This window comes from Mesorhizobium sp. M1365, assembly GCF_040317865.1.
In the GTDB taxonomy this organism is placed as follows: Bacteria; Pseudomonadota; Alphaproteobacteria; order Rhizobiales; family Rhizobiaceae; genus Mesorhizobium.
The window spans coordinates 1-25,224 of record NZ_JAMYLG010000044.1; the positions used below are offsets into that span (position 1 = coordinate 1).

At 63.1% G+C, this 25,224-nt stretch carries 23 protein-coding genes and 1 riboswitch; of the genes, 13 read left to right on the plus strand and 10 right to left on the minus strand.

Features of this window, described 5'->3' with window-relative positions; translation table 11 throughout:
• Positions 1–151: 151 nt before the first annotated feature.
• The gene (locus NKH04_RS28295) at positions 152–754 is read right to left on the minus strand and encodes a DUF3011 domain-containing protein (RefSeq protein ID WP_352614055.1); all 603 of its coding nucleotides are present in this window, start codon (positions 752–754) and stop codon (positions 152–154) included.
• Positions 755–840: 86 nt separating this feature from the next.
• Between NKH04_RS28295 and NKH04_RS28300 the strand changes: the two genes are divergently transcribed.
• Positions 841–1,671: a transporter substrate-binding domain-containing protein gene (locus NKH04_RS28300; protein ID WP_352816756.1), complete on the plus strand. Its 831-nt coding sequence runs from the start codon at positions 841–843 to the stop codon at positions 1,669–1,671.
• Between the two features lie 14 nt (positions 1,672–1,685).
• On the opposite strand, the gene NKH04_RS28305 is transcribed toward NKH04_RS28300, so the two are convergent.
• Positions 1,686–2,684: a hypothetical protein gene (locus NKH04_RS28305; protein ID WP_352970787.1), complete on the minus strand. Its 999-nt coding sequence runs from the start codon at positions 2,682–2,684 to the stop codon at positions 1,686–1,688.
• Positions 2,685–2,888: 204 nt separating this feature from the next.
• Positions 2,889–2,975: riboswitch (glycine riboswitch) on the plus strand.
• 148 nt (positions 2,976–3,123) lie between these two features.
• On the opposite strand from NKH04_RS28305, the gene gcvT reads away from it, so the two are divergent.
• The 3 genes from gcvT to gcvP are packed head-to-tail and all read left to right on the plus strand — an operon-like array spanning position 3,124 to position 7,443.
• The gene (gene gcvT, locus NKH04_RS28310; protein ID WP_352473893.1) at positions 3,124–4,242 is read left to right on the plus strand and encodes a glycine cleavage system aminomethyltransferase GcvT; all 1,119 of its coding nucleotides are present in this window, start codon (positions 3,124–3,126) and stop codon (positions 4,240–4,242) included.
• 5 nt (positions 4,243–4,247) lie between these two features.
• Positions 4,248–4,616 carry a glycine cleavage system protein GcvH gene (gcvH, locus tag NKH04_RS28315; protein ID WP_352473895.1) on the plus strand — a complete coding sequence of 123 codons (369 nt, stop codon included), beginning with the start codon at positions 4,248–4,250 and terminating at the stop codon, positions 4,614–4,616.
• A gap of 16 nt (positions 4,617–4,632) precedes the next feature.
• On the plus strand, positions 4,633–7,443 hold the full coding sequence (gene gcvP, locus NKH04_RS28320) for an aminomethyl-transferring glycine dehydrogenase (protein ID WP_352970785.1): 2,811 nt from the start codon (positions 4,633–4,635) through the stop codon (positions 7,441–7,443).
• Positions 7,444–7,515: 72 nt separating this feature from the next.
• Here the strand turns inward: gcvP and NKH04_RS28325 are convergent, their stop codons facing one another.
• Positions 7,516–8,685, minus strand: a complete 1,170-nt coding sequence (locus NKH04_RS28325) for a GGDEF domain-containing protein (protein WP_352970783.1) — start codon at positions 8,683–8,685, stop codon at positions 7,516–7,518.
• A gap of 273 nt (positions 8,686–8,958) precedes the next feature.
• Between NKH04_RS28325 and parE the strand changes: the two genes are divergently transcribed.
• Both parE and NKH04_RS28335 read left to right on the plus strand, forming a co-directional pair.
• A complete protein-coding gene (gene parE, locus NKH04_RS28330; protein ID WP_352970780.1) occupies positions 8,959–11,010 on the plus strand; it encodes a DNA topoisomerase IV subunit B in 2,052 nt (683 codons plus the stop codon).
• Between the two features lie 42 nt (positions 11,011–11,052).
• Positions 11,053–13,119, plus strand: a complete 2,067-nt coding sequence (locus tag NKH04_RS28335) for an FUSC family protein (protein ID WP_353045322.1) — start codon at positions 11,053–11,055, stop codon at positions 13,117–13,119.
• Here the strand turns inward: NKH04_RS28335 and NKH04_RS28340 are convergent.
• Positions 13,116–14,237, minus strand: coding sequence for a DUF2336 domain-containing protein (locus tag NKH04_RS28340; RefSeq protein WP_352816772.1), 1,122 nt, complete (start codon positions 14,235–14,237; stop codon positions 13,116–13,118). The genes NKH04_RS28335 and NKH04_RS28340 overlap by 4 nt on opposite strands.
• Positions 14,238–14,347: 110 nt before the next feature.
• Here NKH04_RS28340 and NKH04_RS28345 point away from each other — a divergent pair, with 110 nt between their 5' ends.
• On the plus strand, positions 14,348–14,839 hold the full coding sequence (locus NKH04_RS28345; protein WP_502896453.1) for a MaoC family dehydratase: 492 nt from the start codon (positions 14,348–14,350) through the stop codon (positions 14,837–14,839).
• Positions 14,840–14,842: 3 nt separating this feature from the next.
• Positions 14,843–15,724: an HpcH/HpaI aldolase/citrate lyase family protein gene (locus NKH04_RS28350; protein WP_352500843.1), complete on the plus strand. Its 882-nt coding sequence runs from the start codon at positions 14,843–14,845 to the stop codon at positions 15,722–15,724.
• 20 nt (positions 15,725–15,744) lie between these two features.
• On the opposite strand, the gene NKH04_RS28355 is transcribed toward NKH04_RS28350, so the two are convergent.
• On the minus strand, positions 15,745–16,329 hold the full coding sequence (locus NKH04_RS28355; RefSeq protein ID WP_352831563.1) for a nitroreductase family protein: 585 nt from the start codon (positions 16,327–16,329) through the stop codon (positions 15,745–15,747).
• Between the two features lie 156 nt (positions 16,330–16,485).
• Here NKH04_RS28355 and NKH04_RS28360 point away from each other — a divergent pair, with 156 nt between their 5' ends.
• Complete coding sequence (locus tag NKH04_RS28360) at positions 16,486–17,451, plus strand: RgsD C-terminal domain-containing protein (protein ID WP_352540660.1); 966 nt, start codon at positions 16,486–16,488, stop codon at positions 17,449–17,451.
• 158 nt (positions 17,452–17,609) lie between these two features.
• On the opposite strand, the gene thrS is transcribed toward NKH04_RS28360, so the two are convergent.
• The 4 genes from thrS to NKH04_RS28380 all read right to left on the minus strand — a co-directional run bounded on the left by thrS (position 17,610) and on the right by NKH04_RS28380 (position 21,334).
• The gene (gene thrS / locus NKH04_RS28365; RefSeq protein WP_353045323.1) at positions 17,610–19,583 is read right to left on the minus strand and encodes a threonine--tRNA ligase; all 1,974 of its coding nucleotides are present in this window, start codon (positions 19,581–19,583) and stop codon (positions 17,610–17,612) included.
• A gap of 167 nt (positions 19,584–19,750) precedes the next feature.
• Positions 19,751–20,566 carry a class D beta-lactamase gene (gene blaOXA / locus NKH04_RS28370; RefSeq protein ID WP_352816783.1) on the minus strand — a complete coding sequence of 272 codons (816 nt, stop codon included), beginning with the start codon at positions 20,564–20,566 and terminating at the stop codon, positions 19,751–19,753.
• 146 nt (positions 20,567–20,712) lie between these two features.
• The gene (yidD, locus tag NKH04_RS28375; RefSeq protein WP_502904284.1) at positions 20,713–21,099 is read right to left on the minus strand and encodes a membrane protein insertion efficiency factor YidD; all 387 of its coding nucleotides are present in this window, start codon (positions 21,097–21,099) and stop codon (positions 20,713–20,715) included.
• Positions 21,100–21,166: 67 nt separating this feature from the next.
• The gene (locus NKH04_RS28380) at positions 21,167–21,334 is read right to left on the minus strand and encodes a hypothetical protein (protein ID WP_352473909.1); all 168 of its coding nucleotides are present in this window, start codon (positions 21,332–21,334) and stop codon (positions 21,167–21,169) included.
• A 91-nt stretch (positions 21,335–21,425) separates the two neighbouring features.
• Here NKH04_RS28380 and NKH04_RS28385 point away from each other — a divergent pair, with 91 nt between their 5' ends.
• Complete coding sequence (locus NKH04_RS28385) at positions 21,426–22,340, plus strand: LysR substrate-binding domain-containing protein (protein WP_352500847.1); 915 nt, start codon at positions 21,426–21,428, stop codon at positions 22,338–22,340.
• On the opposite strand, the gene NKH04_RS28390 is transcribed toward NKH04_RS28385, so the two are convergent.
• The gene (locus NKH04_RS28390) at positions 22,337–22,783 is read right to left on the minus strand and encodes an iron-sulfur cluster assembly scaffold protein (RefSeq protein WP_023678879.1); all 447 of its coding nucleotides are present in this window, start codon (positions 22,781–22,783) and stop codon (positions 22,337–22,339) included. The genes NKH04_RS28385 and NKH04_RS28390 overlap by 4 nt on opposite strands.
• Before the next feature lie 240 nt (positions 22,784–23,023).
• Here NKH04_RS28390 and folE point away from each other — a divergent pair, with 240 nt between their 5' ends.
• The 3 genes from folE to NKH04_RS28405 all read left to right on the plus strand — a co-directional run bounded on the left by folE (position 23,024) and on the right by NKH04_RS28405 (position 25,221).
• Positions 23,024–23,659, plus strand: a complete 636-nt coding sequence (gene folE / locus NKH04_RS28395; RefSeq protein WP_352466975.1) for a GTP cyclohydrolase I FolE — start codon at positions 23,024–23,026, stop codon at positions 23,657–23,659.
• Positions 23,660–23,694: 35 nt separating this feature from the next.
• Positions 23,695–24,165, plus strand: a complete 471-nt coding sequence (hisI, locus tag NKH04_RS28400; protein WP_352473912.1) for a phosphoribosyl-AMP cyclohydrolase — start codon at positions 23,695–23,697, stop codon at positions 24,163–24,165.
• Positions 24,166–24,249: 84 nt separating this feature from the next.
• On the plus strand, positions 24,250–25,221 hold the full coding sequence (locus tag NKH04_RS28405) for a patatin family protein (RefSeq protein ID WP_023678882.1): 972 nt from the start codon (positions 24,250–24,252) through the stop codon (positions 25,219–25,221).
• The last annotated feature ends 3 nt before the right edge of the window (positions 25,222–25,224 follow it).

A 25,224-nucleotide genomic window follows, 5' to 3' on the forward strand; every position in this document is an offset into this window, starting at 1 on the left:
TGAAGCCGTAGAACAGCTCCTCCTGCATCACACTTTGCTCGCCCATCATCGACTCAATCTCCTCTTACGACGAAGATTGAATCAGTGCTTCAGGACTGCTGCAACCCGGACTTTTTCAACACTATCGACCGAAACCTGACCTAAGCTTCATCTAACTGTCGTCGTCGCTGTCGTCGCCGTCGCTGCGCAGGGCCGGATTCAGGTCAGGATTGTCGTCAGGGGTGACAAGCTTGCCCAGCCCATGCGGTCCCTGGTAGTTGCCGTGGGTATCGAAGTTGGGGTTGCCCTGATTGTCGAATTGCGGCGTCGGATCGATCCATTGGTCGTAACGGCGCGGGCGCGGCTTCGGATAGTAATTATCGGAATGATGGCGATGCGAATTGCCGTTGTCGAGAATGGCGCCTACCACGCCGCCGACGATAATGGCTGCGGCGACGTCGCCAGCAGAGGGATTGCGGTTGGGGCCGGCGACTGCGAATTCGGCCGAGCAACCATTGTCGACCCAGATGCCGCCGCCGTCATAGCCCCAGCTTCTACCGTATACGCAACGCGCCTTCGACAGCCTGGAGGTCAACTGCACGCCCCGGCGCGTATCGACCCCGCAATAGGAATAGCGGTAGTCGGCGCTGGAGCAGACCACGCGTTTTGCCCCCGCAGCCTGCGCTGCCGCCGGCAGCAGCGAAAGCTTCGCCGGATTGCCCAGGAGGCAAACCAGGAACATCATCGAACCGGTAACCGCCATCCGTGCCGACATCGCAACTCTCCATCAGGGTCCGCTATCGACAGAATGGCACCTCTGTGTAAATCTGACAACCGGACGGGCTCAGCGAGGTTATATTAATGCGCGCTAAGATGATCGCCACAACTATACTTGCCCTTTCTGCCTGGTTGGCTTTGTCGCTGCTGCCAGCCCGGGCGGACGACAGCCTCAAGCGCATCATCGACCAGAAGACACTGACGGTCGGCGTGGCGCTCAACCCGCCATGGATCCTCAAGAAGGCCGACGGGAAGTTCGCCGGCTATGATGTCGACCTGACCAGTGCGCTGGCGTCTGATCTCGGCGTCGACCTGAAGCTGGTCGAGGTGCCCTGGAACGACCTCAAGACAAGACTGCTCAAGGGTGATTTCGACATGATCGCGGCGGGCTACGCCAGCACGCCGGAACGCGCACGCGAGGTGGTGTTCTCCAACCAGACCGGTACCGCCGATATCCGTATGGTTGCGACGATCGCCAGCCTTGGGAAAAGGCCGGGAAAGGCAGTGGCGGCGCCGGGATACAAGATCGCCGTGCTGTCCAATTCCACCGATGAAGCCGCCGCGAAGGAAGCTTTTCCCAAGGCGACCATCCTGTCTTTCGACAATACCTCAGATGTTTTCGCCGCGATCATCGGCGGCGACGCACAGGCGATGGTCGCGACGTCGCCGACGCCGCAGATGGCCGCCAGGCTCTATGACGCGAAGTTGACGATGGTGGGCGGCCCGCTGTTGCGGACGCCGGAGGCGTTTGCGATGCGCCCGGACGATGTCCGCCTCATCCAATACGTCAACAACTGGATCGGCGCGCGTACCGCCGACGGCACCATAGGCGGCGTGCGCCGCTACTGGTTCGGCAGCTTCAAATGGATGTCGCGGTTCGACACCAGCGCCAAGCCGGAGCCCGCCAAACAGTAGCGTCGCGCGACTGCTTATGCGACCTTGTCGATCAGCGGCTTCAGCGCCGGGTGGATTTCCGGCGAGGCGTGCTTGATCAGCGTCAGCAACGCGCGCTCGTTCTCATGCAGCGGCCGGTCGCCGATGTGTTCGGCGAGCCACTTCGCTTCGCCGGCATCGACCGTCTCGGCGCGGCGGGCCAGAGCCTCGGCTGCCTTGTTCTTGGACTCCCATTCGGCTTCGATATCGCCCGGTGAGCGATAGGCTTCCATGATGCCGGACAGGCCACCCGACACCATACGGCTGAAGAAACCGCCGATCTCCGGATCGGCCTGCTCGTAGAACGAATCCCGGCGCAGCGCCACGTCGCGCACCGGCGGTTCGTAGCCGGCCGAACACATGACGAAATTGGCGATCGCCTTGACGAACAGATCGTTCCAGGACGGATCGTTGTCGCCCGCCGCTGTCCGCTCGTTGATCTCGAACAGCACCTCGGCCTCGGCGCGGCTGATGGCGATGTTGCCATCGCCGCCGTAGGCGTAAAGGATGCGGCGCAACAGCTCGACCTCAGCCTTGGCAATCGACCCAGGGATAAGCCTGCCACCGGTCATCAGCGGCCCCTTGCCGTCCACGACCGCATGAGCGACCTGCTCCAGCGCATAGCTGGAAAGCGTGCTCGGCGATGATTTGGCAACTTCCAGCACATGCACCAGCAGCTCGAGTTCGGTCTGGCTGTCGACCATGCCGTCGCGCGAAATCGTCCGGATCAGCCAGTCGGCATTGTCCTGCGAAACATAGCCCGCCGGCTTTTCCTGGTGGACGATGAAATCGGTGACGGCCTCGACGAAAAACTCAAGCCATTCTGCGCATTTGTCCCTCGCCGTTGCATCCAGCGCAAACAGCGCCTCGGCCTCGCCGCGCGTTACCACGCCGTCGCCGAACACTTCGCCGCGCAGCATGACCACGTCTTCCGCCGTGATCCGATTTTTCGAGGTCAGCCCGGCCACCGGCGCGCTCATGATCAATTCGCCCATTCTGTTCCCCGCCCGCCGCCGGTAATTGCCGGCCCTTATGCGGTATATCGGCAAGGTCTTGAGAAACCGGCAAGCGGCGTGGTTAGCGAAGGCTTGCCTGTAAAGAAGGCCCGCAGAAGACCTGGCAGTAAAAATGTCGCCGGCAGGTGACAAGGTGTCGTCCACGGGCTATGGATGACGAGTCGAGGGCTCCTGACCGAGTCCTACCTGTTTGTGGGAGAGAGCAGCGAGAGCTGCCGCCGAAGGGGAAATCGCCCGAAATCTCTCAGGCAAAAGAACCGTAGACGGGAAAGACACTCTGGAAAGTCGGGGCTTGCCCCCGCGCCGAAGGTGTAAGCGCTGCCGACAGAGTTACGGGGCGCGAGTCTCTCAGGCTTCAGACAGAGGGGCACGGACTGGTCGCCATTCGCGGCCGCTTGCGTGCGACTCTGGAGATGACATGACGGGCGACGATACCAAACACCTTCCCCTCGAAGATCTGCACATGGCAGCTGGTGCGCGCTTTGGCGCCTTCGCCGGCTGGTCGATGCCGCTGACCTATCCGGCCGGCGTGATGAAGGAGCACCTGCACAGCCGTGAGCATGCCGGCCTGTTCGACATCTCGCACATGAAGCTGTTCGAAATCAGCGGTACGGGGGCAGCAGCGCTTCTGAACCGCGCCTGCCCGTTCGATGCCGGCGCACTTGAGGTTTCCCAGTCCAAATACACGTTCTTCCTCAATGAGGCGGCCGGCATTCTGGACGATCTGATCGTCACCAGGCTCGGCGCCGAGCGCTTCATGATGGTCGCCAATGCCGGCAACGCCGCCGCCGACGAAAAGCATCTGCGCGCACTGGCCAAAAATTTCGATGCAGAGGGCGATTTCGATGTAAAAGTGGATGCGCTCGACCGCGTCTTCCTGGCCATACAGGGCCCCGAAGCGTGGGCTGCCCTTTCCCGCGCCGGCATCGAGACCGGTTCGCTGGTGTTCATGCACGGCATCGAGCCGCGCGAAAAATGGTTCATGAGCCGGTCCGGCTATACCGGCGAAGACGGCTTCGAGATCGGCCTGCCGGAAGCGGATGCAAGAAACCTCGTCGCCAGGCTGCTCGAGGACGAGCGGGTGATGTGGGTCGGCCTTGCCGCCCGCGACAGCCTGCGGCTCGAAGCCGGACTGTGCCTGCACGGGCTGGACATCACGCCGGAGATCGATCCGGCCAGCGCCGGGCTGATGTGGGCCATCCCCAAGGAGGTTCGCGCCTCTGGCGCCTTCATCGGCGCCGATGCGCTGCGCGCCATCTTGGAGCGCGGCCCGGCGCAAAAACGCGTCGGCCTGAAGCCGGAAGGCCGCCAGCCGGTGCGCGCCGGTGCTGCCCTTTTCGATGCTGACGGCAACCCTGCCGGCCATGTCACCTCAGGCGGCTTCGGCCCCTCGGCCGGTCATCCGGTCGCCATGGGCTACGTCCAGACGCCGCTTGCCAAATCCGGCGCAAAACTGTTCGCCGATGTCCGCGGGACGAAAATCCCGGTCGACATCCACCCCTTGCCCTTCACGCCCCATCGCTACCGCAAAGGATGATTTCAATGGCAAAGACCTATTTCACCGAAGATCACGAATGGCTGCGCGTCGAGGGCGGCATCGCCACGGTCGGCATCACTGACTACGCGCAGCAGCAGCTCGGCGACCTCGTCTTCGTCGAACTGCCGGAACTGGGCAGAAAACTGGCCAAGGGCGACACCGCCGTGGTGGTCGAATCGGTCAAGGCCGCATCGGACGTCTACGCGCCCGTCGACGGCGAGATCACCGAGGCCAACACCTCGCTGTCATCGGATCCTTCGCTCGTCAATTCGGCGGCAACCGGCGACGGCTGGTTGTGGAAGATGAAGCTGGCCAATGAGCGCCAACTCGACGGACTCCTCGATGAAGCCGCTTACAAAGCCCATATTGGTTGATAGCAGGACCAGGAAGATGACCGCAGCACCCTACCCCTTCTCGGCTCGCCATATCGGCCCGGGCCTCCATGACGTCAGAGCCATGCTGGCGACGATCGGCGTTCCTTCGGTCGAGACCCTGATCAGCCAGGCAGTGCCGAAGTCGATCCGGCTCGACCGGCCGCTGGCCCTGCCCGCGCCCGCAAGCGAAGCGGAAGCGCTGGCCGAGCTCGCGGCGACGATGGCAAAGAACACGGTGCAGAAGAGCTTCATCGGTGCCGGGTATCATGGCGTCCACGTGCCGCCGGTGATCCAGCGCAACCTGTTCGAGAACCCGGCCTGGTATACGGCTTACACGCCTTACCAAGCCGAGATCAGTCAGGGCCGGCTGGAGATGCTGTTCAACTTCCAGACCCTGGTGACGGAACTGACCGGCCTGCCGGTGGCATCGGCCTCGCTGCTCGACGAGGCGACGGCGGTGGCCGAAGCGGTTGGCATCGCGCTGCGCCATCATCGCGACAAGCGCACCAAGGTGGCACTGGCCGGCACGCCGCACCCGCAGACGCTGGACGTCGTGCGCACGCGCGCCGAGCCGCTTGGCATCGAGGTCGACGGCGAGGTGATCGACGACAACACCGCCGCCCTGTTGGTCTCCTGGCCCGATACGTTCGGCGTCTACGGCAATCACAAGGCAGCAATCGACAAGGCCCGCGCGGCCGGCGCGCTGGTCGTCTTCATCGCCGACCCGCTTGGCCTGACGCTGACCGATGCGCCGGCCAGGCTTGGCGCCGACATCGCCGTGGGCCCGATGCAACGTTTTGGCGTGCCGATGGGCTTTGGCGGGCCGCACGCCGCCTATTGCGCCGTCTCCGACAGGCTGACGCGGCTGATGCCCGGCCGGCTCGTTGGCCAGTCGACGGATAGCAAGGGCCGTCCTGGTTATCGCCTCGCTTTGCAGACACGCGAACAGCATATCCGCCGCGACAAGGCGACGTCCAACATCTGCACCGCGCAGGCGCTGCTCGCCAACATGGCGACGGCCTATGCGATCTGGCATGGCCCTGCCGGGCTGCAGGCGATTGCCGGCCGCGTCCACACGCTGGCCAACCGCCTGGCTGCCGGCCTCAAGGCAGCGGGCGTTTCGGTGCTCGGCGACAGCCGCTTCGACACTGTGACCGTGGAAGTGAAGGGCAGAGCCGGCGCGATTGCCGCCGCCGCAGAAAAGACCAGCCGGCTGCTGCGCGTCATCGACGCCGACCATGTCGGCATCAGCTTCGACGAGACCTCCACTGAAGCCGATCTGGAGGCAATCGCAGCACTTTTCGGCGCTAAGGCCGTCGTTGTCGCCGGCAGTTCCATGCCCGGAAAAACGCGCGGCAAGGAGTTCCTCACCCAGCCCGTCTTCCGCGAAAACCACTCGGAAACCGACATGATGCGCTTCCTGCGCCGGCTGGCCGACAAGGACCTGGCGCTTGACCGCGCTATGATCCCGCTCGGCTCCTGCACCATGAAGCTCAACGCCGCCGCCGAAATGATGCCGGTGAGCTGGCCTGATGTCGCCAACCTGCATCCCTTCGCGCCGGCAAACCATTCGATAGGCTATCGCGCCATGATCGACGAGCTGGAAGGCTGGCTGGCCGAGATCACCGGCTTCGACGCGGTGACCCTGCAGCCCAATGCCGGCAGCCAGGGCGAATATGCCGGGCTGCTCGCCATTCGCGGCTATCATCTGTCGCGCGGCGAAGGCCATCGCACCGTCTGCCTGATCCCGTCCTCGGCGCATGGCACCAATCCGGCAAGTGCTGCCATGGCCGGCATGAGCGTCGTCGTCGTGCGCTGCACCGAGGACGGCAATATCGACATGGAAGACCTGCAGGCCAAGACGGCCGAGCATGCGTACAATCTTGCGGCGCTGATGTTCACCTATCCTTCGACGCATGGCGTCTTCGAGGAAGGCGCGCGCGACCTTTGTGCCCTCGTCCACAGCCATGGCGGCCAGGTCTATTTCGACGGCGCCAATCTCAACGCGCTGGTCGGCCTCGCCCGTCCCGGCGATATCGGCGCCGATGTCTGCCACATGAACCTGCACAAGACCTTCTGCATCCCGCATGGCGGCGGCGGCCCCGGCGTCGGCCCGATCGGCGTCAAGGCGCATCTGGAGCCATATCTGCCCGGCCACGTCACCGAAGGCTCGGCCCATGCCGTGGCGGCGGCACCGTTCGGCAGTGCCTCCATCCTGCCGATCACCTGGATGTATATTCGTATGATGGGCGCTTCCGGCCTGAAGCAGGCGACCGAGACGGCGATCATCTCCGCCAACTATGTGGCGACGCGGCTTGGCGAGTATTTCCCCCTGCTTTACAAGGGGCGCAACGGACGCGTCGCGCATGAATGCATCCTCGACACCCGCGTGCTCAAGGACAGCGCCGGCATCAGCGTCGACGATATCGCCAAGCGGCTGATCGACTATGGCTTCCACGCGCCGACCATGTCGTTCCCGGTCGCCGGCACGCTGATGGTCGAGCCGACCGAATCCGAGCCCAAGCGCGAGCTGGATCGCTTCTGCGAGGCGATGATCGCCATAGCCGGCGAGGCAGCCAAGGTGGCGAAGGGCGAATGGCCGTTGGCCGACAATCCTCTAGTCAATGCGCCGCACACCGCCGCCGAGGCGTTGGCCGGCCAGTGGACCCATCCCTATTCGCGCCTGGAGGCGGCCTACCCCGCCGGCGATGCCGACACGGCGGCAAAATACTGGCCGCCGGTGTCGCGCATCGACAATGTCGCCGGCGACCGCAACCTTGTCTGCTCCTGCCCGCCGCTGTCGGAATATCTGGGTGCGGCGGAATAGATCATGATCCCGAAAAGTGGAATCCGGTTTTCGGACAAGATCATGGGTCTAACAAGAAGATAGAAACCTCAATCAGGCAGAACGCAAGGCCGGCCCGTCGGCCTTGCTCGCCCGGTCCCGGACGACGACGCGATTTCGCCCGGCGCGCTTTGCCGCATAGAGTGCTGCGTCGGCTTCGGCCAGCACATCGTCGAGACCGGTGCCGTTTGTTCCGCCAAAGCCGATGCCGCCGCTGACTGTGCTTCGCAACGGACCGAGTTGGGTGGCCACGACTTCCGTGCCGAAGGCGACGCTGATCTTGCTCGCAATGTCATAGGCCTTCTCTTCCGTCATCCGCGATATGACGAGCACGAATTCCTCGCCGCCCAACCGGAAGGCGTCGACGCCGGTCCGGGCGTATTTCCTGATGACGGCGGCAAAGCGGCACAGAACCTGGTCGCCGACCGGGTGACCGAATACGTCGTTCGTCCTCTTGAAATGGTCAAGGTCGAACATGGCAACGGACATGAACGGACCGAAGACCCGCTCGCCGTAGAGTGCCGTCAACGCCCGCCGGTTCATCAGCCCGGTCAATGGATCGGTCATCGTCTCGGCCTTCAATTCGATCTGCGCCTGCAAATGGTGCAGGGAGAGCGTCAATGCGCCGAGCCCGGTCATGCAGGCGACGGCCACGACGGAATTCACCCGCTCGGCCCAATTGTCCGGTGCTACACCCAGCACCCATTGGCCCGTGACCAGCAGGACCGCGCCGCAAAGTCCGAACGACAGCGCACAGACGCCGCTCAGGAACGAGACGACCAGCAATATCCGGCGATCGTGACCACCCTCAATCCAGAACATCGCCCCGATGAGCGAGAGCAGCGCCGTTACCGTCGCGTAGGTGACAATAAAGCCGACACCATCAAACCCGAGATACGTCGCGCCCGCGCAGACAGCCATCGCAACCAAGGTCGGCAAGATGGCTCGCCTGTAGTCGCCTGTGCCGAGATATTGCATGGCCGACAGGCAGATGATCAGGAAGCCGAGGCTGAGAAGCACAAGCACGATCTGGCAAAGCCAGGGGCTTGGATCTCTTGCGTAATGCCAAAACAACACGACATGTGCGACCAGCACGAGAATGCCGCAGGCCACCGTCAGCACAAAGCGTGCCTGTGGCGCGCTGAACCAGATCGCAAACATGGTGATGCTAAGGCACGTGCCCGACAGCGCCGCCGCGAGCAGAAGCGAACTGTAATCCAACATGCTTAAGCGACAGCCTCTTGAGGGTTCCACTGCATTCTAGGTCAGCGACAGTTCGCGGATATCGTTTTTCAGCCAACCTTGCGGCGTAACCTTCGGACAAGGTTTACAAAGCGTCGATGCCCCAAGCTTCGACCCCATTTCCGCCGCTTGGCTGTCGAATGGTTTTGCAGTAAGAGGCTCTATCCTCGAACGTAACAGGAACCTCCGTCGCCTGCCCGCCAAAAGCGTGGCAGTATCGGGTGGTGATTCGCAGCATCGGAATCCAGGATCGGCATGGACGACAATAACGATCTTTTCGCCAAATTGGACAAGCAGCCGCAACCGGCTCGCGCCGCCGCGCGCCCGGCCGACCCGCTGGTGCAGGCGGCGAAGCGGCCGGCGCCCCGCGACGCCAGCGAGAGCTATAGTGCCGCCGACATCGAAGTGCTGGAGGGGCTGGAGCCGGTGCGACGGCGCCCGGGCATGTACATTGGCGGCACCGACGACAAGGCGATGCACCATCTGTTCGCCGAAGTCATCGACAATTCGATGGACGAGGCGGTCGCCGGCCATGCGACCTTCATCGATGTCGAGCTGTCCGCCGACGGATACCTGTCCGTCACCGACAACGGCCGCGGCATTCCGGTCGATCCGCACCCGAAATTCAAGAAGCCGGCGCTCGAACTCATCATGACGACGCTGCATTCAGGCGGCAAGTTCGACAGCAAGGTTTACGAAACGTCCGGCGGCCTGCACGGTGTCGGCGTTTCCGTGGTCAACGCGCTGTCCGACCATCTCGAGGTCGAGGTCGCGATTGGGCGCAAGCTCTATCGCCAGCGCTTCTCGCGAGGCGTTCCGGTGACCGGCCTGGAGCAGCTCGGCGAGGTGCACAACCGCCGCGGCACGAAGATCCGCTTCCATCCAGACGAGCAGATTTTCGGCAAGGGTGCTGCTTTCGAGCCGGCGCGGCTCTACCGCATGGCGCGGTCAAAGGCCTATCTGTTCGGCGGTGTCGAAATCCGCTGGACCTGCGATCCGTCGCTGATCAGGGAAAAGGACACGACGCCGGCCAAGGCAGAATTCCATTTTCCAGGCGGCCTCAAGGATTATCTGAAAGCCTCGCTCGGCGACGAATTCCAGGTGACCCGTGAAATGTTTGCCGGCAAGAGCGAGAAGCAGGGCGGTCACGGTTCGCTCGAATGGGCGGTAACCTGGTTCGGCGGCGACGGTTTTATCAATTCCTATTGCAACACCATCCCGACCGCGGAGGGCGGCACGCATGAGGCCGGCTTCCGCAACGTGCTGACGCGCGGCTTGCGCGCCTACGCCGACCTGGTCGGCAACAAGCGCGCCTCGATCGTCACTTCCGAGGATGTGATGATCTCGGCGGCGGGCATGCTGTCGGTGTTCATCCGCGAACCGGAATTCGTCGGCCAGACCAAGGACAGGCTGGCGACGATCGAGGCGATCCGCATCGTCGAAAGCGCCATCCGCGACCCGTTCGACCATTGGCTGGCCGACAATCCGCAGGAGGCTTCGAAACTGCTCGAATGGGTGATCGCGCGCGCCGACGAGCGGGTGCGCCGCCGCCAGGAAAAGGAAGTGTCGCGCAAGAGTGCGGTGCGCAAGCTGCGCCTGCCCGGCAAGCTCGCCGACTGCACGCAGAATGCCGCCGCCGGTGCCGAGTTGTTCATCGTCGAGGGCGATTCGGCCGGCGGTTCGGCAAAGCAGGCGCGCGACCGCGCCAGCCAGGCGGTGCTGCCCCTGCGCGGCAAGATCCTCAACGTCGCCAGCGCCGGCAACGACAAGCTTGCCGCCAACCAGCAGATATCCGACCTCATCCAGGCGCTTGGCTGCGGCACGCGCTCGAGATATCGCGACGAGGACCTGCGTTACGACCGGGTCATCATCATGACCGATGCCGACGTCGACGGCGCCCATATCGCCTCGCTGCTGATCACCTTTTTCTACCAGGAGATGCCAAGCCTGGTCCGCGGCGGCCATCTCTATCTGGCGGTGCCGCCGCTTTATTCGATCCGGCAAGGCGGCAAGGTCGCCTATGCCCGCAACGATGCGCACAAGGACGAACTCCTGCGCACCGAATTCACCGGGCGCGGCAAGGTCGAAATCGGCCGCTTCAAGGGGCTGGGCGAAATGATGGCCGCCCAGCTCAAGGAAACCACCATGGACCCGAAAAAGCGCACGCTGCTCAGGGTCGACGTTATCGATGCCGAGGCGGCGACCAAGGATGCGGTCGACGCATTGATGGGGACCAAGCCCGAGGCCCGTTTCCGGTTCATCCAGGAACGCGCGGAATTCGCCGAGACGGAAGTGCTGGATATCTGAGCTCCCGCCGCTAGCTTGGCCTTCTGAGCTGGAGACGAGCACTTGACCTGGGCGCGGCTGAAGGACGATATCGGCACGCGGATCGCTGGCCTGACGCGGCCGACGCGCTCGGACTGGATCTTTGCCCTGCGCACCGTTTCGGCCGGCCTCATCGCGATTTTGGTCGCCTATGCGCTGAAGCTCGACCATCCGCAATGGGCGATGATGACGGTGTTCATTGTCGCACAGCCGGTCGCCGGCATGGTGCTGGCGAAGGGGTTTTATCGTCTCCTCGGCACGCTTGCCGGCGCGCTGGCGGCGATCGGCATTACCACTGTTTTCGATGCCAACCCGTGGTTGCTGGTTGCAGTTCTTGCCGTCTGGATCGGCATCTGCTCGCTGGTCTCGTCGCTGCTACGCAATCCGGAAGCCTATGGCGCGGCGCTTGCCGGCTACACCGCGATGATCATCGGCCTGCCGGCTTTCGGCCAGCCGCACCTCGTCATCGATCTCGCCGTGGCGCGCTGCGCGGAAATCGTGCTTGGTATCGTCTGCGCTGCGCTGACCAGCCGGCTGATCCTGCCGAAACTGGCCGCCGACGCCATCATCTCAAGACTGAAACGCAGCATTCTCGACCTGGCGGCCTATGCGGACGGCGCTTTTTCCGGCGGCGATGCGGAAAAGCTTGCCGGGCTGCACCGCAAGCTGATCGGCGACGTCCAGACGCTCGGCGAGATGCGCACCTACGCAAGGCTGGAGGGGCCGAGCCTCGCCACCCGCGCCTATCCGGTCCGGCGTACCATCGGCCAGCTTCTGTCGGCCCTGTCGGCGGCGCGTGCGCTGCATGCCCACGCCGCGCCGAAGAATGCAGCCCTCATCCCAGTTCGCGCCGAGTTGCAGGCCGTTGTCGGCGAACTGGTAGCCAAGCCGGGCGCGCTGGACGATACGGCGCCCTGGGTGGCGCGGCTCGACGCAATCGCCGGCAAGGCACGGCAGATGCCTGACATCGCGGCCGGGCAAGACATTGACTGGGCTGGCACTGTCACCCGCCTAACCATTGCCGCCGACTTCGCCGAGGCAATGCAGCAAGTGCTGCGCGGCCTGGATGCACTCCGCTCTCCCCCGTCTCGTGCCAGTCGCGAACGGCGGCAGCCAGCGCTGGTGGTGCACCGCGATTACCGTGCGGCATCGCGCAATGCCGTGCGCGCAGCTATTGCCACGCTCCTGGTCGCCGGCTTCTGGCTGGCGACGAAATGGTCGGACGCGACGGGCACGGTCATTCTGGTCGCGGTCGTCTCCAGCCTGTTCGCCGCTCGCCCCGATCCGATCCGGTCGGCATGGAACTTCTTCGAGGGCACGTTACTCGCCCTGCCCTTTGCGTTTCTCATCGGCCAGTTGGCGCTTCCGGCTTTGCCAGGCTTCGGATGGTTCATGGTCTTTGTCGTGCCGATCCTGGTACCAGCGGCACTGGGCATGGCCAATCCGCGCTATGTCGGCGTGGCAACGGCCTTTGCGATCAATTTCCTCGCCTTCCTCAGCCCACATCAGGCGATGACCTACGATCCGTTTCCGTTCTTCGCCAATTCGGCATCGGTCCTGGTCGGCATTCTTCTGGCGATCGGCGTCTTCGCCACCGTGCTGCCCGCCGACCCCTGGGTCACCGTCAACCGCATCCTGCAAGCCATGCGCGAAGATCTTGCCCGCCTTTGTCTGCATGAGCGCATGCCGCGGCGACTGGCTTTCGAGAGCCTTGCCTATGATCGGGTCAACCAGTTGATGCCGCTGCTGCAGAACGCCGGCGAGAAAGGCGACGCCGTTCTCGACGGCGGCATTGCTGCCGTTACTGTCGGCCTCGAAATCCTGCGGCTGCGCAACGCGCAACAGAGTTCCGCGATCCCACCTGAAACAGCACTTTCCATCGCCAATTTCCTGCGCGGTCTGGCACGCGAGCTGCTGTTCAGGCGGCCCGGCGAGCCGCAGACGGCGACCGTCGCCGTCGCCAGGCAATATGCAGCTGGCATCGCGGAGCGAAGCGAAGCAGCCGAAATGCTGCAGATCGCCGCCTCGCTGCGCATCATTGCCGCCGCGATCGAGGATTTTCCGGATTTTTTCGAGAAAGACCGGGTTTAAGCAGCGGCGATCGCCAGCGCGTGCCCGCGTGCGTTCTCGCGCAGCGCGTCGAGATGGATCGATTTGACCAGCCCGGCGAGATCGCCTTCGGCGGACTGTCCGCCCAATTCCTTCAGCATCAGCCAGCTGACTTCCTGGACGCCGGCGAGGCGTTTGCCATTGGCGACCTCGCGCCAGACCTTCAGCGCGCGCAGAATGATGGCGTGGGTGGCGGCGGCAAGCCCGGCGCTGCGGAACAGTGCCTGCAGAGCCACGTCATGGCCGCCGGCCAGCAGTGCTCTCACCCGTTGTTCGGACTGTTGGCTGAGCGCGACCAGCGCCGAACCAAAGAAGTCGACCTTGCCGTGCGCAATGGTGCGGACGACGAAGCTTGCGGTCAGGTCGCCGCGCAGGCGCAGATGTTCGACAAGTGCGGTATGTTCCTCTGTCCGCGTGCCTTCGATCAGCGTCACCGAAGCCTTGATGCAAGCATCGCGCGTGACGCGCTCGGCCCTGGCGGCGCCCATCAGCGCCAGCACCAGCGGCGACCCCTTGAGCATCTCCCCGAGCTTGACCAGCAGCATATGCCGGCAATCGGCGGGCAGCCGGGTGTCGGCGATCAGCGCCTCGCGCACCAGAGGCAGATGGCCGTGCCGCTCGGCCATGCGGCGAAAGCTGACGGATGCGATATCGGCGCCGCTGTTGGCGAGCAGCGTGGTGCAAGCCTCCGGCTCACCGATCTCGGCGATCGCCGCCGCAACCGACATCGAGACACGCGGCCGGTCGGCGATCACCTTCTGCGTCGCTTTCTGGCCGCCGGCAACCCGATCAATCAGGTCGGCATCGGTAAGCAGCGGCGAGCGCGCCAGTACCAAAGCGGCCACCTCGGGCTGGTCCGACGCCAGCGCGCTGACGATCTGCGGCGGCGCGTGGTGGCTCATGGAAAGCGCGTCGGCGATTGCCAGTCGCACCTTCGACGATGCGTCGTCGAGCAGCAGCGTCAGCGCCGCCTCCGCAGCGCAGCGGTCCTCGAAAGGCAGGTCCGAGTCGACATAGGCGCGAGCCAGCGCGCTTGCCGCCGCAGCACGCTCCGACACCTTCGCCGTGTGGATCCATTTCAGGAAATGCGAAACGACCATGTCGCCTGCTTACGCCCTTTGCCAGAAGGTTTCTGGTCCCTGTCGAGACCGTAGGCACAAATGGTTTATGAACGGTTCACCATGTTCGTTAACTGGCTTGCGAGCCCGGTATGCAACGCCTATCAACCCTTAAGCAGCGGAGGAGATCGACCATGGCCGGACTTTACCTTGAGGAGTTCGTTGTCGGCCATGTGTTCAAGCACACGCTGCGCAAGACCGTGACCGAAGGCGACAACATGCTGTTTTCGGTGATGACGCTGAACCCGCAACCGCTGCACATCGATTTCGACTTCGCGGCGAAGAGCGAATGGGGCAAACCGCTGGTCAATTCGCTGTTCACACTGGGCCTGATGATTGGCATTTCAGTCAACGACATCACCGTCGGCACCACTATCGCCAATCTCGGCATGAGAGAGACGGTGTTTCCGCACCCCGTCTTCCATGGCGACACCATTCGCGTCGAGACCACGGTGGTTTCGGTGCGCGAATCCAGGTCGAAGCCGGACCGCGGCATCGTCGAGCTCGAGCATCGCGCCTATAACCAGAACGACGTGCTGGTTGCCAAATGCACGAGGCAAGCCATGATGATGAAAAAGGCATAGCCGATGCGTTCTCTGCTCTTCGTTCCCGGCGATTCGGAAAAGAAGCTGGAGAAGGGCTTTGGCGTAGGCGCCGACGTGGTCATCGTCGACCTTGAGGATTCGATTGCTGCGCAGAACAAGGGGTTGGCGCGCGACACAGCGGCGCGTTTCATCGCCGAGCACAGGCACCGGACCAGCTCCGCGATCTATGTGCGCGTCAATGACCTTTCGACCGGACTGACCGACGACGATCTGGCGGCGCTCGTGCCAGCAAAACCAGACGGCATCATGCTGCCTAAGTCGAATAGCGGACTGGATGTCCAGCATCTCTCGGCCAAGCTCAGGGTGCACGAAGCCGAAAGCGGCCTGCCGGATGGAGCGATAAGGATCCTGCCGATCATCACAGAAACGGCTGCAGGCGTCTTGGCCGCAGCGACCTACGCCCGTGCAAGCGCGCGGCTTGTCGGCGTCACCTGGGGGGCGGAAGATTTGTCGGCGGCGATTGGCGCGCGCGCGACGCGCGACGCGAATGGCCGCTACACGGATGTGTTCCGCCTCGCCCGCACCATGACCATGCTTGCCGCAAGTGCCGCGGAAGTCGCGGCAATCGACACCGTCTTTCCGGATTTTCGCGACATGGCCGGCTTCGAGGCCGAATGCGCCGAGGCCGAGCGCGACGGTTTCACCGGCAAGATGGCGATCCATCCGGCGCAGGTGCCGGTCATCAACGCCGCCTTCACGCCTTCGGCGCAAGCGGTGAAAAGCGCCCTGGCGATCGTCGAGGCGTTCGAGGCGGCAGGAAATCCAGGCGTCGTCGGCATCGACGGCAAGATGTACGATCGGCCGCATCTCAAGCTCGCAGAGCGGCTCCTGGCGCGAGCCAAGGCATCGGAGCTTGATCCTTAGGGGTCTGTTCCGCGCCGAAATTATCCCACCCACGGCCCCGAATAGTCGGCATAGAGTTTTGCCGGATCGGGCCGCGGTCGTTCCGGCGCTGGCCCCTGGTAGGAGCCGATATGGACGAAGCCGACGACCCGCTCATGCGGCGCCAGGCCGAGGATCGCCCTGCCCTCGGGCACGTCGGAATACCAGTTGCTGACCATGTTGGTGCCGTAGCCCAGCGCATTGGCGGCAAGCATCAGGTTCATCGCCGCCATGCCGCCGGACAGGAACATCTCCCATTGCGGGATCTTTGGGTTTTCCCTGGGGATAGAAATCACGCCGATGACCAGCGGCGCGCGCGAAAAGCGCGCCAGTTCCTGGTTGCGGCGGCCTTCCGGCAGCGGCCCTTCGCGCTGTTCGGCAAGTGCTGCCAGCTTCTTGCCGATATCGACGCGAGCCTCGCCGCGATAGAGGATGAAACGCCAAGGCTCCAGCCGGCCGTGGTCCGGCACCCGCGAGGCGGCGGCGATCATCGTCGCGATCTCCGCATCGCCCGGTGCCGGTTCTTTCAAATCCGGGATCGGCGCGGAATTTCGGGTCAGCAGAAAATCGATGATCGGCGACGCCATGGGCGCAAGTCTCCTGGAATTTGAGCTGAAGCGCACCATCGGGACATCGGGCGGCTTGGGCATTGGCGCGGCGCGCCGGACAAAGAGCCCTGTAGCAGAAGCCGACCGGACTCTTAAGCCTTGAAATTGCCACCGCCTTGGGCTTCAACGCAAGGCATGTTTGAGGGGACATTGCGTCTTTTCCTGATATGGCTCGCTGCCGCACTGTTGATGGTGCCGGTTTCGCTTGCCGTCGCCCAGGATGTGGACGGCCTTGGCGAGCTGAAGCTTCCCGGAATTTCGGGCTATGCACCTCCGAAAAGCGAGACATCGCTGGCATTGGGCAGCAGCGGGGCGATCACGCTGTCGGCGCAATTGACCGACAAGGGCGCCGACATCACGCGCGGCATAGTCTGGCGCGTCTTCAAACCCGAATCGGCCAGCGACGGCAAGCTGACGATGGTCGCCTCCTCTCATGGCGGCACCGCCATATTCCAGCTCGAGCCGGGTTCGTATCTGGTCCACGCCTCCTACGGGCGGGCCGGCGCCACCAAGCGCATCACCGTCGGCAAGGAAGCCAAGCGCGAGAGCCTGGTGCTCGATGCCGGTGGCCTCAAGCTCGATGCAGTGCTGTCCGGCGGGGTACGCATACCGCCGAAGAAGCTGCGCTTCTCGATCTATGAGAGCCACGCCGCGGCCGATGGCGATCGCGCCCTGATCATACCCGATGTCGAGCCGAACAGCGTCGTGCGGCTCAATGCCGGCACCTACCACGTCGTGTCGACCTATGGCGCGGTGAACGCGGTCATCCGCTCCGACATCCGCGTCGAGGCCGGCAAGCTGACCGAAGCGACCGTCGAGCACCGTGCCGCCGAGATGACCATGAAGCTGGTGCGCGAACCAGGCGGCGAGGCGATCGCCGACACCTCCTGGTCCCTGCTCAACGAATCCGGCGATCCGATCAAGGAAACCGTCGGCGCCTTTGCCTCGATGGTGCTGGCCGAGGGCGACTACACCATCATCGCCAAGAACCGCGACCGCATCTACCAGAAGGATTTTACGGTGGTGGCTGGGCACAACCAGGACATCGAGGTTCTGGCCACCGAGGCTTCGGCCATCGATTCCGAGGAAGGCGCCGACTGAGACGCGCCCCTCTAAGCTGCCTTGTGCATGGGTCGCGCCAGCGCGTCGCCGACGCGCACGTCGATCGATTTGCCAGATAGGCGTGCGGCGTGACAGGCATACAAAATATAAAAATGGCGGTCGATCGCTCCACCGCCATTCATTGCTCGTCGACTGGTTCAGGCCGCGCGGCGCTTGCGGTCGGGTGTCACCGCCTCGTCGGCAAGCAGCCTCACGGCGGCTGCGAGGCCGAGTGATTCCTGGTCACGCGACCCGAGACGACGGATATTGACCGTTTCTTCCTCGGCCTCGCGCTTGCCGCAGACGAGGATGACCGGCACCTTGGCCAGCGAATGCTCGCGGACCTTGTAGTTGATCTTCTCGTTGCGCAGATCGGCTTCGGCGATCAGCCCCGCCGCCTTCAGCTGCGCAACGACCTTCTGGGCGTAATCGTCGGCATCGGAAGTGATCGTCGCCACCACCACCTGCAGCGGCGCGAACCAGAGCGGGAAATGGCCGGAATAATTCTCGATCAGGATGCCGAGAAACCGCTCCATCGAGCCGCAGATGGCGCGATGCACCATCACCGGCTGCTTCTTTTCCGAATCCGAGCCGATGTAGAAGGCGCCGAACCGTTCAGGCAGGTTGAAATCAACCTGCGTGGTGCCGCATTGCCAGTCTCGGCCGATGGCGTCCTTCAGCACATATTCGAACTTCGGCCCGTAGAACGTGCCCTCGCCCGGATTGACGCCCGTCTTGATCCGGTTGCCCGACCGCGCCGCGATCTTGTCGAGCACGTCCTGCAGCACGCCCTCGGCATGATCCCACATCGCGTCGGTGCCGACCCGTTTTCCGGGGCGGGTCGCCAGCTTGACGGTGATTTCGTCGAAGCCGAAATCGGCATAGGTCGAGAGGATCAGATCGTTGATCTTGATGCACTCGTCGGCGAGCTGTTCCTCGGTGCAGAAGATGTGCGCATCATCCTGGGTAAAGCCGCGCACGCGCATCAGCCCGTGCAGCGCGCCGGACGGCTCATAGCGATGCACATTGCCGAATTCCGCAAGTTTTACCGGCAGATCGCGGTAGGATTTCAGCCCATGCTTGAAGATTTGGACGTGACCGGGGCAGTTCATCGGCTTCAGCGCAAACACCCGGTCGTCGTCGGTGTCGTCGCCAGCAACGGTCACCTTGAACATGTTGTCCCGGTACCAGCCCCAGTGGCCTGACGTCTCCCACAGGCTCTTGTCGAGCACCTGCGGCGCGTTGACTTCCTGATAGCCCTGCTCGTCGAGGCGGCGACGCATGTAATTGACCAGGTTCTGGAACATCCTCCAGCCCTTGGCGTGCCAGAAGACGACCCCGGGGCCCTCCTCCTGGAAGTGGAACAGGTCCATCTCACGGCCGAGCTTCCTGTGGTCGCGCTTCTCGGCCTCCTCCAGCATCGTCTGATAGGCTTCGAGCTGCGCCTGATCGGCCCAGGCCGTGCCGTAAATGCGGGTCAGCATCGGATTGTTGCTGTCGCCGCGCCAATAGGCGCCGGCGACCTTCATCAGCTTGAAGGCGCTGCCGATCTGGCCGGTCGCGGCCATATGCGGGCCGCGGCAGAGGTCGAACCAGTCGCCCTGTGCATAGATCTTGAGATCCTGGTCCTCGGCAATGGCGTCGATCAACTCGAGCTTGTAGCGCTCGCCCTTGTCGGCAAAGATCCTTTTCGCCTTTTCGCGCGACCAGACCTCCTTGGTGAACGGCTTGTTGCGTGCAATGATCTCGCGCATCTTCTTCTCGATCACCGGGAAATCGTCGGGCGTGAACGGCTCGTTGCGGGCAAAATCGTAGTAGAACCCGTTTTCGATCACCGGCCCGATGGTCACCTGCGTTCCCGGCCAAAGTTCCTGCACGGCTTCGGCCAGCACATGGGCTGCATCGTGGCGGATGAGCTCCAGCGCACGCGGGTCCTCGCGGGTGATGATCTCGACTTTGCCCGATCTGCCGATCGGGTCGGAAAGATCGCGCAGCGTGCCGTCGATCGAATAGGCAACGGCCTTCTTGGCCAGCGACTTCGAGATCGATTCCGCCAGGGCGGCGCCGGTCATCGCCGCGTCGTAATCGCGAACGGAACCATCGGGAAATGTCAGGGAAACGGAATTCAGCATAAGATTCTCCTATCCAGTCCCGCAAACGAGCGCGGGTGGTAAAATGCATGTCGCCCAAGACTGCTTAGCGGTTTTGGCGCTACGACATGCATCAGTAAGAGCCGGATGCGTCCGGCGGCGAGCGGTCTTTTATGGGCAGTTTTCGGCGCCGTAAAGCCGGATGTAGGTCACCTGAGGAGATTCGGCAGATCTTTCAGGAACATCGCCCGCGTCTTGAGTCCCTTTGGCGTGTCGGAACGTTTCGTATCGACTACCAGGCGGGCAAAGACGATCTTGCGAGCATCGGTCTGCGCCCAGCCGACAAACCAGCCAAGCGAGCGCTTGTCGGCGCTGTCGCCGAGCCTGGTCGTTCCGGTCTTGCCCTGCACCGTCCAGCCGCCTGCCCGGAAGGTCGGGACAATCGCGCTGGTCATCGCATGGGCCTTGTCCGAAACCGGCAGTTTTCGCGCCAGCAGCTTGCGCAGGAAATCGACCTGCTCGACCGGCGATATCTTGAGCGAAGAATTCACCCAGGAATGGGTGAGGCCGTCATTCTTGCCGGCAGTGCCGGAGACTTCGGTGTTGCCATAGTCCAATCTGGACACATAGCCGGCAAACTGTTTGCTGCCGAGCCGGCGCGTAATCTCGCGTGAGAACCAAAGGACCGAATCCCTTTCCCAGATCGTCGGGTCGACGGTCTTGCGGTCCCGTTTCGGGGCATTGAACTCCGCCTTGTACTCCCAGCTTGGCGTATGCTCGTCGCTCAGGATTCCAGCATCATAGCCGATCAGCGCCAGCGGAACCTTGAATGTCGAGGCGGGGCTGAAGCGCTGATCGCAGGTCCCTTGGCGATACAGCGTCTCGCCGCTTGCGGCGTCGACGATCAGCGTGCATTCGACGTCCCCGAGCGGCGCCGATTGCGCACGGATCGGAAAACCCACCAGCCACGCCAGGACATAGAGAACCACGGCGAAAATGAAGGGAAGTCGGTCTATCCGGCGCATTTGGTAATCTCTCCTGAAGGGTGTCAGGAGCGGCTTAGCGAGGTGTCTTGTCTCGATTTTGTCTCAAATGCGCTATGTCAGCGCAAGCTGCGGTTAACCCTACCAGATCGTAAAAAGCGACCCCTCTGTGCACCGCACAGTTGCGGTCAACTGTCCAGGTCGCCACGTTTTTTCCCGATCCGCCAGTACCGCCATGGCGTGAACCAGAGGTAGCGATCAGCCAGTGCCTCAGGCACCCGGTCGATGCCGTGCGTGCCGAACGGTCCGCAGCGCAGCACCCGGAAAAACCCCATCCAGCCGCCGGCCCACAGCCCGTGGCGGGCGATCGCTTCGTACGCGTATTCGGAACAGGTCGGCAGATGCCGGCAGGAATTGCCGACGAAGCCGGACAGCGTCAGCTGGTAAAGTCGGACAAGCGACGTGCCGAAGACGCGGCCCGGCGTCTTGCGCCACGGGCCGGACCAGTTGCGTCCTTGTCGAATCGGCCTGGCGCCGTGCGCATGCCGATGTTGGCCGACCACCGCAGTCTCCACATCGCGTTTCCCTACGCGATAGATGTGCGCATCGGGCCAGGAACGCAATGCCGTTCCGGCAATCCCGTCATGGCCTGGTAGGGCGAACCGGATAGCGGTCGGGCGTCGGCCTTCGGCATACGGCGACGCTGGTCGGCGGCCTCTCCTCGCACCAATCCCTATGCGGTTTCTCGTCGTACCATTGAAACGTCGCGATCCGCATCACATCGCCCAGAATGTTGAGAAACTGGATCATGGCGGCACTCCTTGAGCACCGATTAGAGCGCCGCTGGCCTTGCTCTTCAAACGAGTATAACGTCCACGTCAGATAACTCTGAGTTATGCGAATGAAGCGCGGACACCTCCCCCTGACGGCTCTGAGAAGCTTCGAAGCAGCCGGTCGTCACCTGAGCTTCAGCCGTGCGGCCGAGGAGCTTTATGTTTCGCAGGCGGCGATCAGCCGACAGATCCGCGAGCTCGAAACCTTCCTGCGCCAACCTTTGTTCTTCCGCCATCATCGCCGCGTCGAGTTAACCGACACCGGCCAGCGGCTGCTCGACCAGTTGGTCAGAAGTTTCGAGGGCATCGACAGGCTGCTTTCGGAATTGACGGCGGCCCCGACGCAGTCCGTGGTGCGTGTCAGCGTCGAGCCATCGCTTGCATCCGTATGGCTGGTGCCGCGGCTCAACCGCTTTCGCGAGTTGCGACCCGACATCGACGTTTCCCTTGAGGTCGACCCGAGATTGATAGAGTTTCGCAGCGATCAGCCCGAACTTGCCCTGCGTTTCAGTGCGCACGCCACCTCATGGCCACGCAGCGAAGCCGAACAGCTTGCCGCGGTCGTCGATTCCCCAGTTCTGTCGCCGGCACTTCTTGCATCCGGCCCAGCTCTGGAAAAGCCGATCGACCTTGGTCGCTATACATTGCTGCACGAAGAAAACCGTCAGGCTTGGGCGCGCTGGTTCGAAGCGGCGGGCGTGACGGCTGATGCCGTGCCTGCGCGCGGCCCGATGCTGGCCGATGCTTCGCTTTCGAAGCAGGCAGCCTTGCTTGGACATGGTGTCGCGCTGGGCGATCTATTGCAGATCGGCGAAGAACTTGCGTCCGGCGCGCTGATCAAGCCTTTCGACATCGACGTCGCGTCGGGCGCCTATTGGCTAGTGGCCAGAAGGCTGAATGACCTTTCCGAGCCAGCCAGGGCTTTTGCCGACTGGGTCCGGGCGGAATTCGCCGAAAGCCGGCGTTTTCTCGCCAAGGTTTAAGCTGCCTCTTCCGCCCGCTTCTTCTCGATCTGGCCGATGGCGTCGACCACTGCGTCGAAGGTCAGCATGGTCGAGGCGTGGCGCGCCTTGTAGTCGCGCACCGGTTCCAGGTATTTCAGGTCGGCGAAGCGGCCTTCGGGCGGCGGGCCGTTTTCCTTCAGCATCTTCAGCATCGTCTCGCGCACGCTGCGCAATTCTTCGGCGCTGGCGCCGACGACATGCTGCGCCATGATCGACGACGACGCCTGGCCAAGCGCACAGGCCTTCACGTCATGCGCGAAATCGCTGACGACGCCATCATCCATCTTCAGATCGACGGTCACCGTCGAGCCGCACAGCTTGGAATGTGCTCGTGCGGTTGCGTCGGGCCGGTCGAGCCGGCCGATCCGTGCGATGTTTCCGGCAAAACCCAGAATTTTCGCATTGTAGACATCGTCGATCATATTTTTCCAATCCGTCGCCGCCCAGCGAACAGTCATTGCCGCTCTGGCGTCTTCCTTTCGCTCGGCACGAACATATATAATGGCGGTAGTCGGGTATCGACAAGGCGACCACAAACCTCGTCATACCCAATTCTGTTCACGCCACTTACGGGCTGGAAACCGGGCGAGTTTCTGACACCCGAAAGGTCGTGGTCCGTTCAACTCGTTCCTCCTGAGAGAGGAACTACGGGAGACGCCTTTATGGACGCCGTTATCAAGAAGCTCATGCCGCGGTCTGCCTATATGGAAAAGCCGGTCACCGACCGGCCGAGCGAGGCCGAAGTCGAAGCCGCTGTGCGCACCTTGTTGCGCTGGACCGGCGACAACCCTGACCGCGAGGGCCTGATCGACACGCCGAAGCGCGTCACCAAGGCGTTCAGCGAAATGTTCAACGGTTATGATATGTGCCCAGCCGAGGAACTTGGCCGCACCTTTGAGGAAGTTGCCGGCTATGACGACCTCGTTCTCGTCAAGGACATATCCTTCCACTCGCATTGCGAGCATCACATGGTGCCGATCATCGGCAAGGCGCATGTCGGCTATCTGCCTGACGGCAAGGTTGTCGGCCTGTCCAAGATAGCCCGTGTCGTCGACATCTTCGCCCATCGCTTGCAGACCCAGGAAGCGATGACCGCGCAGATTGCCGGCGTCATCCAGGACGTGCTCAATCCGCGCGGTGTGGCCGTTATGCTTGAGGCCGAGCATATGTGCATGGCCATGCGCGGCATCCGCAAGCAGGGCTCCACCACGCTGACCTCAACCTTCACCGGCGTCTTCAAGGACACACCCGAAGAGCAGGTCCGCTTCGTCACCATGGTGCGCGGCGGCAGGATCTGATCGGCCTGCCGGCTTCGCTAGATAAGGACCGGCGAATGTCGGCATTGGAATTCCCGAAAGCTCCAACAGACAAGAAGGCACTCGAGGAAGGCGCGGTCCTTTCACCGCGCTTCGATGCTGCCGGCCTCGTCACTGTCGTGGTCACCGATGCCGAAGACGGCATGCTGCTGATGGTCGCGCATATGAATGCCGAGGCGCTGGCGCTGACGCTCGAGACCGGCATCGCGCACTACTGGTCGCGTTCGCGCAACGCGCTGTGGAAGAAGGGCGAAACCTCGGGCAATGTCCAGCAGGTCGTCGAGATGCTCACGGATTGTGACCAGGACGCGATATGGTTGCGCGTCAAAATGCTGGGTCACCAAGCAACTTGTCACACCGGCCGACGTTCATGCTTTTATCGGACGGTGGGGCTGAGCGATGGCAAAGGGACGCTTGCCAGCGACGGCAGCAAGCCGCTGTTCGATGCGGAAAAAACCTATCGAAAGCCCAATACACCATCAATATGAACCATTCGCAGCACTTCAGCCACGTATATTCATGATTTCGATACGGCCCGCCTATAGGATGACCGTGGGACAAGGGAGATTGTGATGCTCGACTGGGCGTCATTGCGCAACAGACCTGACGTTCGGGAGGCCAATGGCCTCTCCTCGGCCGCGGGCGCATCCGAAACCAAATCTCCGGGCAAAACTGGGATTTCGCTGGCATTGGGTGGCGGCTGTGCGCGCGGCTGGGCGCATATCGGCGTGCTGCGCGCGCTTGATGAAGCCGGCATCGAAGTGTCGATGATCGCCGGCACCTCGATCGGCGCCCTGGTCGGCGGCTGCTATGTTGCCGGCAAGCTCGACGAGTTGGAAGAATTCGCGCGCAGCCTGACCAGGCGGCGCATTTTTGGCCTTCTCGACCTCAATCTACGCGGCAGCGGCCTGTTCGGTGGCATGAAGCTCGATGCGCGGCTGCGCGAGCACATAGCCGGCATCCGCTTCGAGGACCTGCCAAAACCATTCGTCTGCGTCGCTTCGGAAATCCGCACCGGCCATGAGATCTGGCTGTCGAGCGGCTCGTTGAGCACCGCAATGCGCGCCTCCTACGCGCTGCCCGGCGTGTTCGAGCCGGTCGCCTGCAATGGGCGTGTGCTGGTTGACGGCGCACTGGTCAATCCGGTGCCGGTCTCGGTCTGCCGTGCCTACGAGCAGCCGCTCGTGGTTGCGGTGAACCTTCACTACGATCTGTTCGGCCGCGCCGCGGTGATCAAGCACAATGCCGGCGAGCTGGTCATCGAGAAAGACGCGCCGAGGGCCGGCCACGCCGATCCAGAACGCCAGTCGCGCGAGACGCGGCTCGGCATTACTGGCGTCATGGTCGAGGCCTTTAACATCATCCAGGACCGCATTTCGCGCGCCAGGCTGGCCGGCGACCCGCCGGACATATCGCTGCAGCCGAAGCTCAGCCATATCGGCCTGACCGAATTCCACCGCGCCGACGAAGCGATCCGTATCGGCTACCAGGCAACGATGGCGCAGATCGGCGACCTGACCCGGCTGCAGACCGTCCTCGCTTAGGCA

Bases quoted from the DNA above. Each gene is read 5' to 3' on its own strand.
- parE (WP_352970780.1), top strand. From the start codon at position 8,959: ATGGACGACAATAACGATCTTTTCGCCAAATTGGACAAGCAGCCGCAA.
- gcvH (WP_352473895.1), top strand. From the start codon at position 4,248: ATGGCAAAGACCTATTTCACCGAAGATCACGAATGGCTGCGCGTCGAG.
- blaOXA (WP_352816783.1), bottom strand. From the start codon at position 20,566: ATGCGCCGGATAGACCGACTTCCCTTCATTTTCGCCGTGGTTCTCTAT.
- NKH04_RS28325 (WP_352970783.1), bottom strand. From the start codon at position 8,685: ATGTTGGATTACAGTTCGCTTCTGCTCGCGGCGGCGCTGTCGGGCACG.
- NKH04_RS28390 (WP_023678879.1), bottom strand. From the start codon at position 22,783: ATGATCGACGATGTCTACAATGCGAAAATTCTGGGTTTTGCCGGAAAC.
- gcvP (WP_352970785.1), top strand. From the start codon at position 4,633: ATGACCGCAGCACCCTACCCCTTCTCGGCTCGCCATATCGGCCCGGGC.
- NKH04_RS28360 (WP_352540660.1), top strand. From the start codon at position 16,486: ATGTTTGAGGGGACATTGCGTCTTTTCCTGATATGGCTCGCTGCCGCA.
- hisI (WP_352473912.1), top strand. From the start codon at position 23,695: ATGTCGGCATTGGAATTCCCGAAAGCTCCAACAGACAAGAAGGCACTC.
- NKH04_RS28295 (WP_352614055.1), bottom strand. From the start codon at position 754: ATGTCGGCACGGATGGCGGTTACCGGTTCGATGATGTTCCTGGTTTGC.
- NKH04_RS28355 (WP_352831563.1), bottom strand. From the start codon at position 16,329: ATGGCGTCGCCGATCATCGATTTTCTGCTGACCCGAAATTCCGCGCCG.
- NKH04_RS28305 (WP_352970787.1), bottom strand. From the start codon at position 2,684: ATGGGCGAATTGATCATGAGCGCGCCGGTGGCCGGGCTGACCTCGAAA.
- NKH04_RS28380 (WP_352473909.1), bottom strand. From the start codon at position 21,334: ATGATCCAGTTTCTCAACATTCTGGGCGATGTGATGCGGATCGCGACG.
- NKH04_RS28405 (WP_023678882.1), top strand. From the start codon at position 24,250: ATGCTCGACTGGGCGTCATTGCGCAACAGACCTGACGTTCGGGAGGCC.
- gcvT (WP_352473893.1), top strand. From the start codon at position 3,124: ATGACGGGCGACGATACCAAACACCTTCCCCTCGAAGATCTGCACATG.
- NKH04_RS28340 (WP_352816772.1), bottom strand. From the start codon at position 14,237: ATGGTCGTTTCGCATTTCCTGAAATGGATCCACACGGCGAAGGTGTCG.
- NKH04_RS28300 (WP_352816756.1), top strand. From the start codon at position 841: ATGCGCGCTAAGATGATCGCCACAACTATACTTGCCCTTTCTGCCTGG.
- folE (WP_352466975.1), top strand. From the start codon at position 23,024: ATGGACGCCGTTATCAAGAAGCTCATGCCGCGGTCTGCCTATATGGAA.
- NKH04_RS28385 (WP_352500847.1), top strand. From the start codon at position 21,426: ATGAAGCGCGGACACCTCCCCCTGACGGCTCTGAGAAGCTTCGAAGCA.
- NKH04_RS28350 (WP_352500843.1), top strand. From the start codon at position 14,843: ATGCGTTCTCTGCTCTTCGTTCCCGGCGATTCGGAAAAGAAGCTGGAG.
- thrS (WP_353045323.1), bottom strand. From the start codon at position 19,583: ATGCTGAATTCCGTTTCCCTGACATTTCCCGATGGTTCCGTTCGCGAT.
- NKH04_RS28345 (WP_502896453.1), top strand. From the start codon at position 14,348: ATGCAACGCCTATCAACCCTTAAGCAGCGGAGGAGATCGACCATGGCC.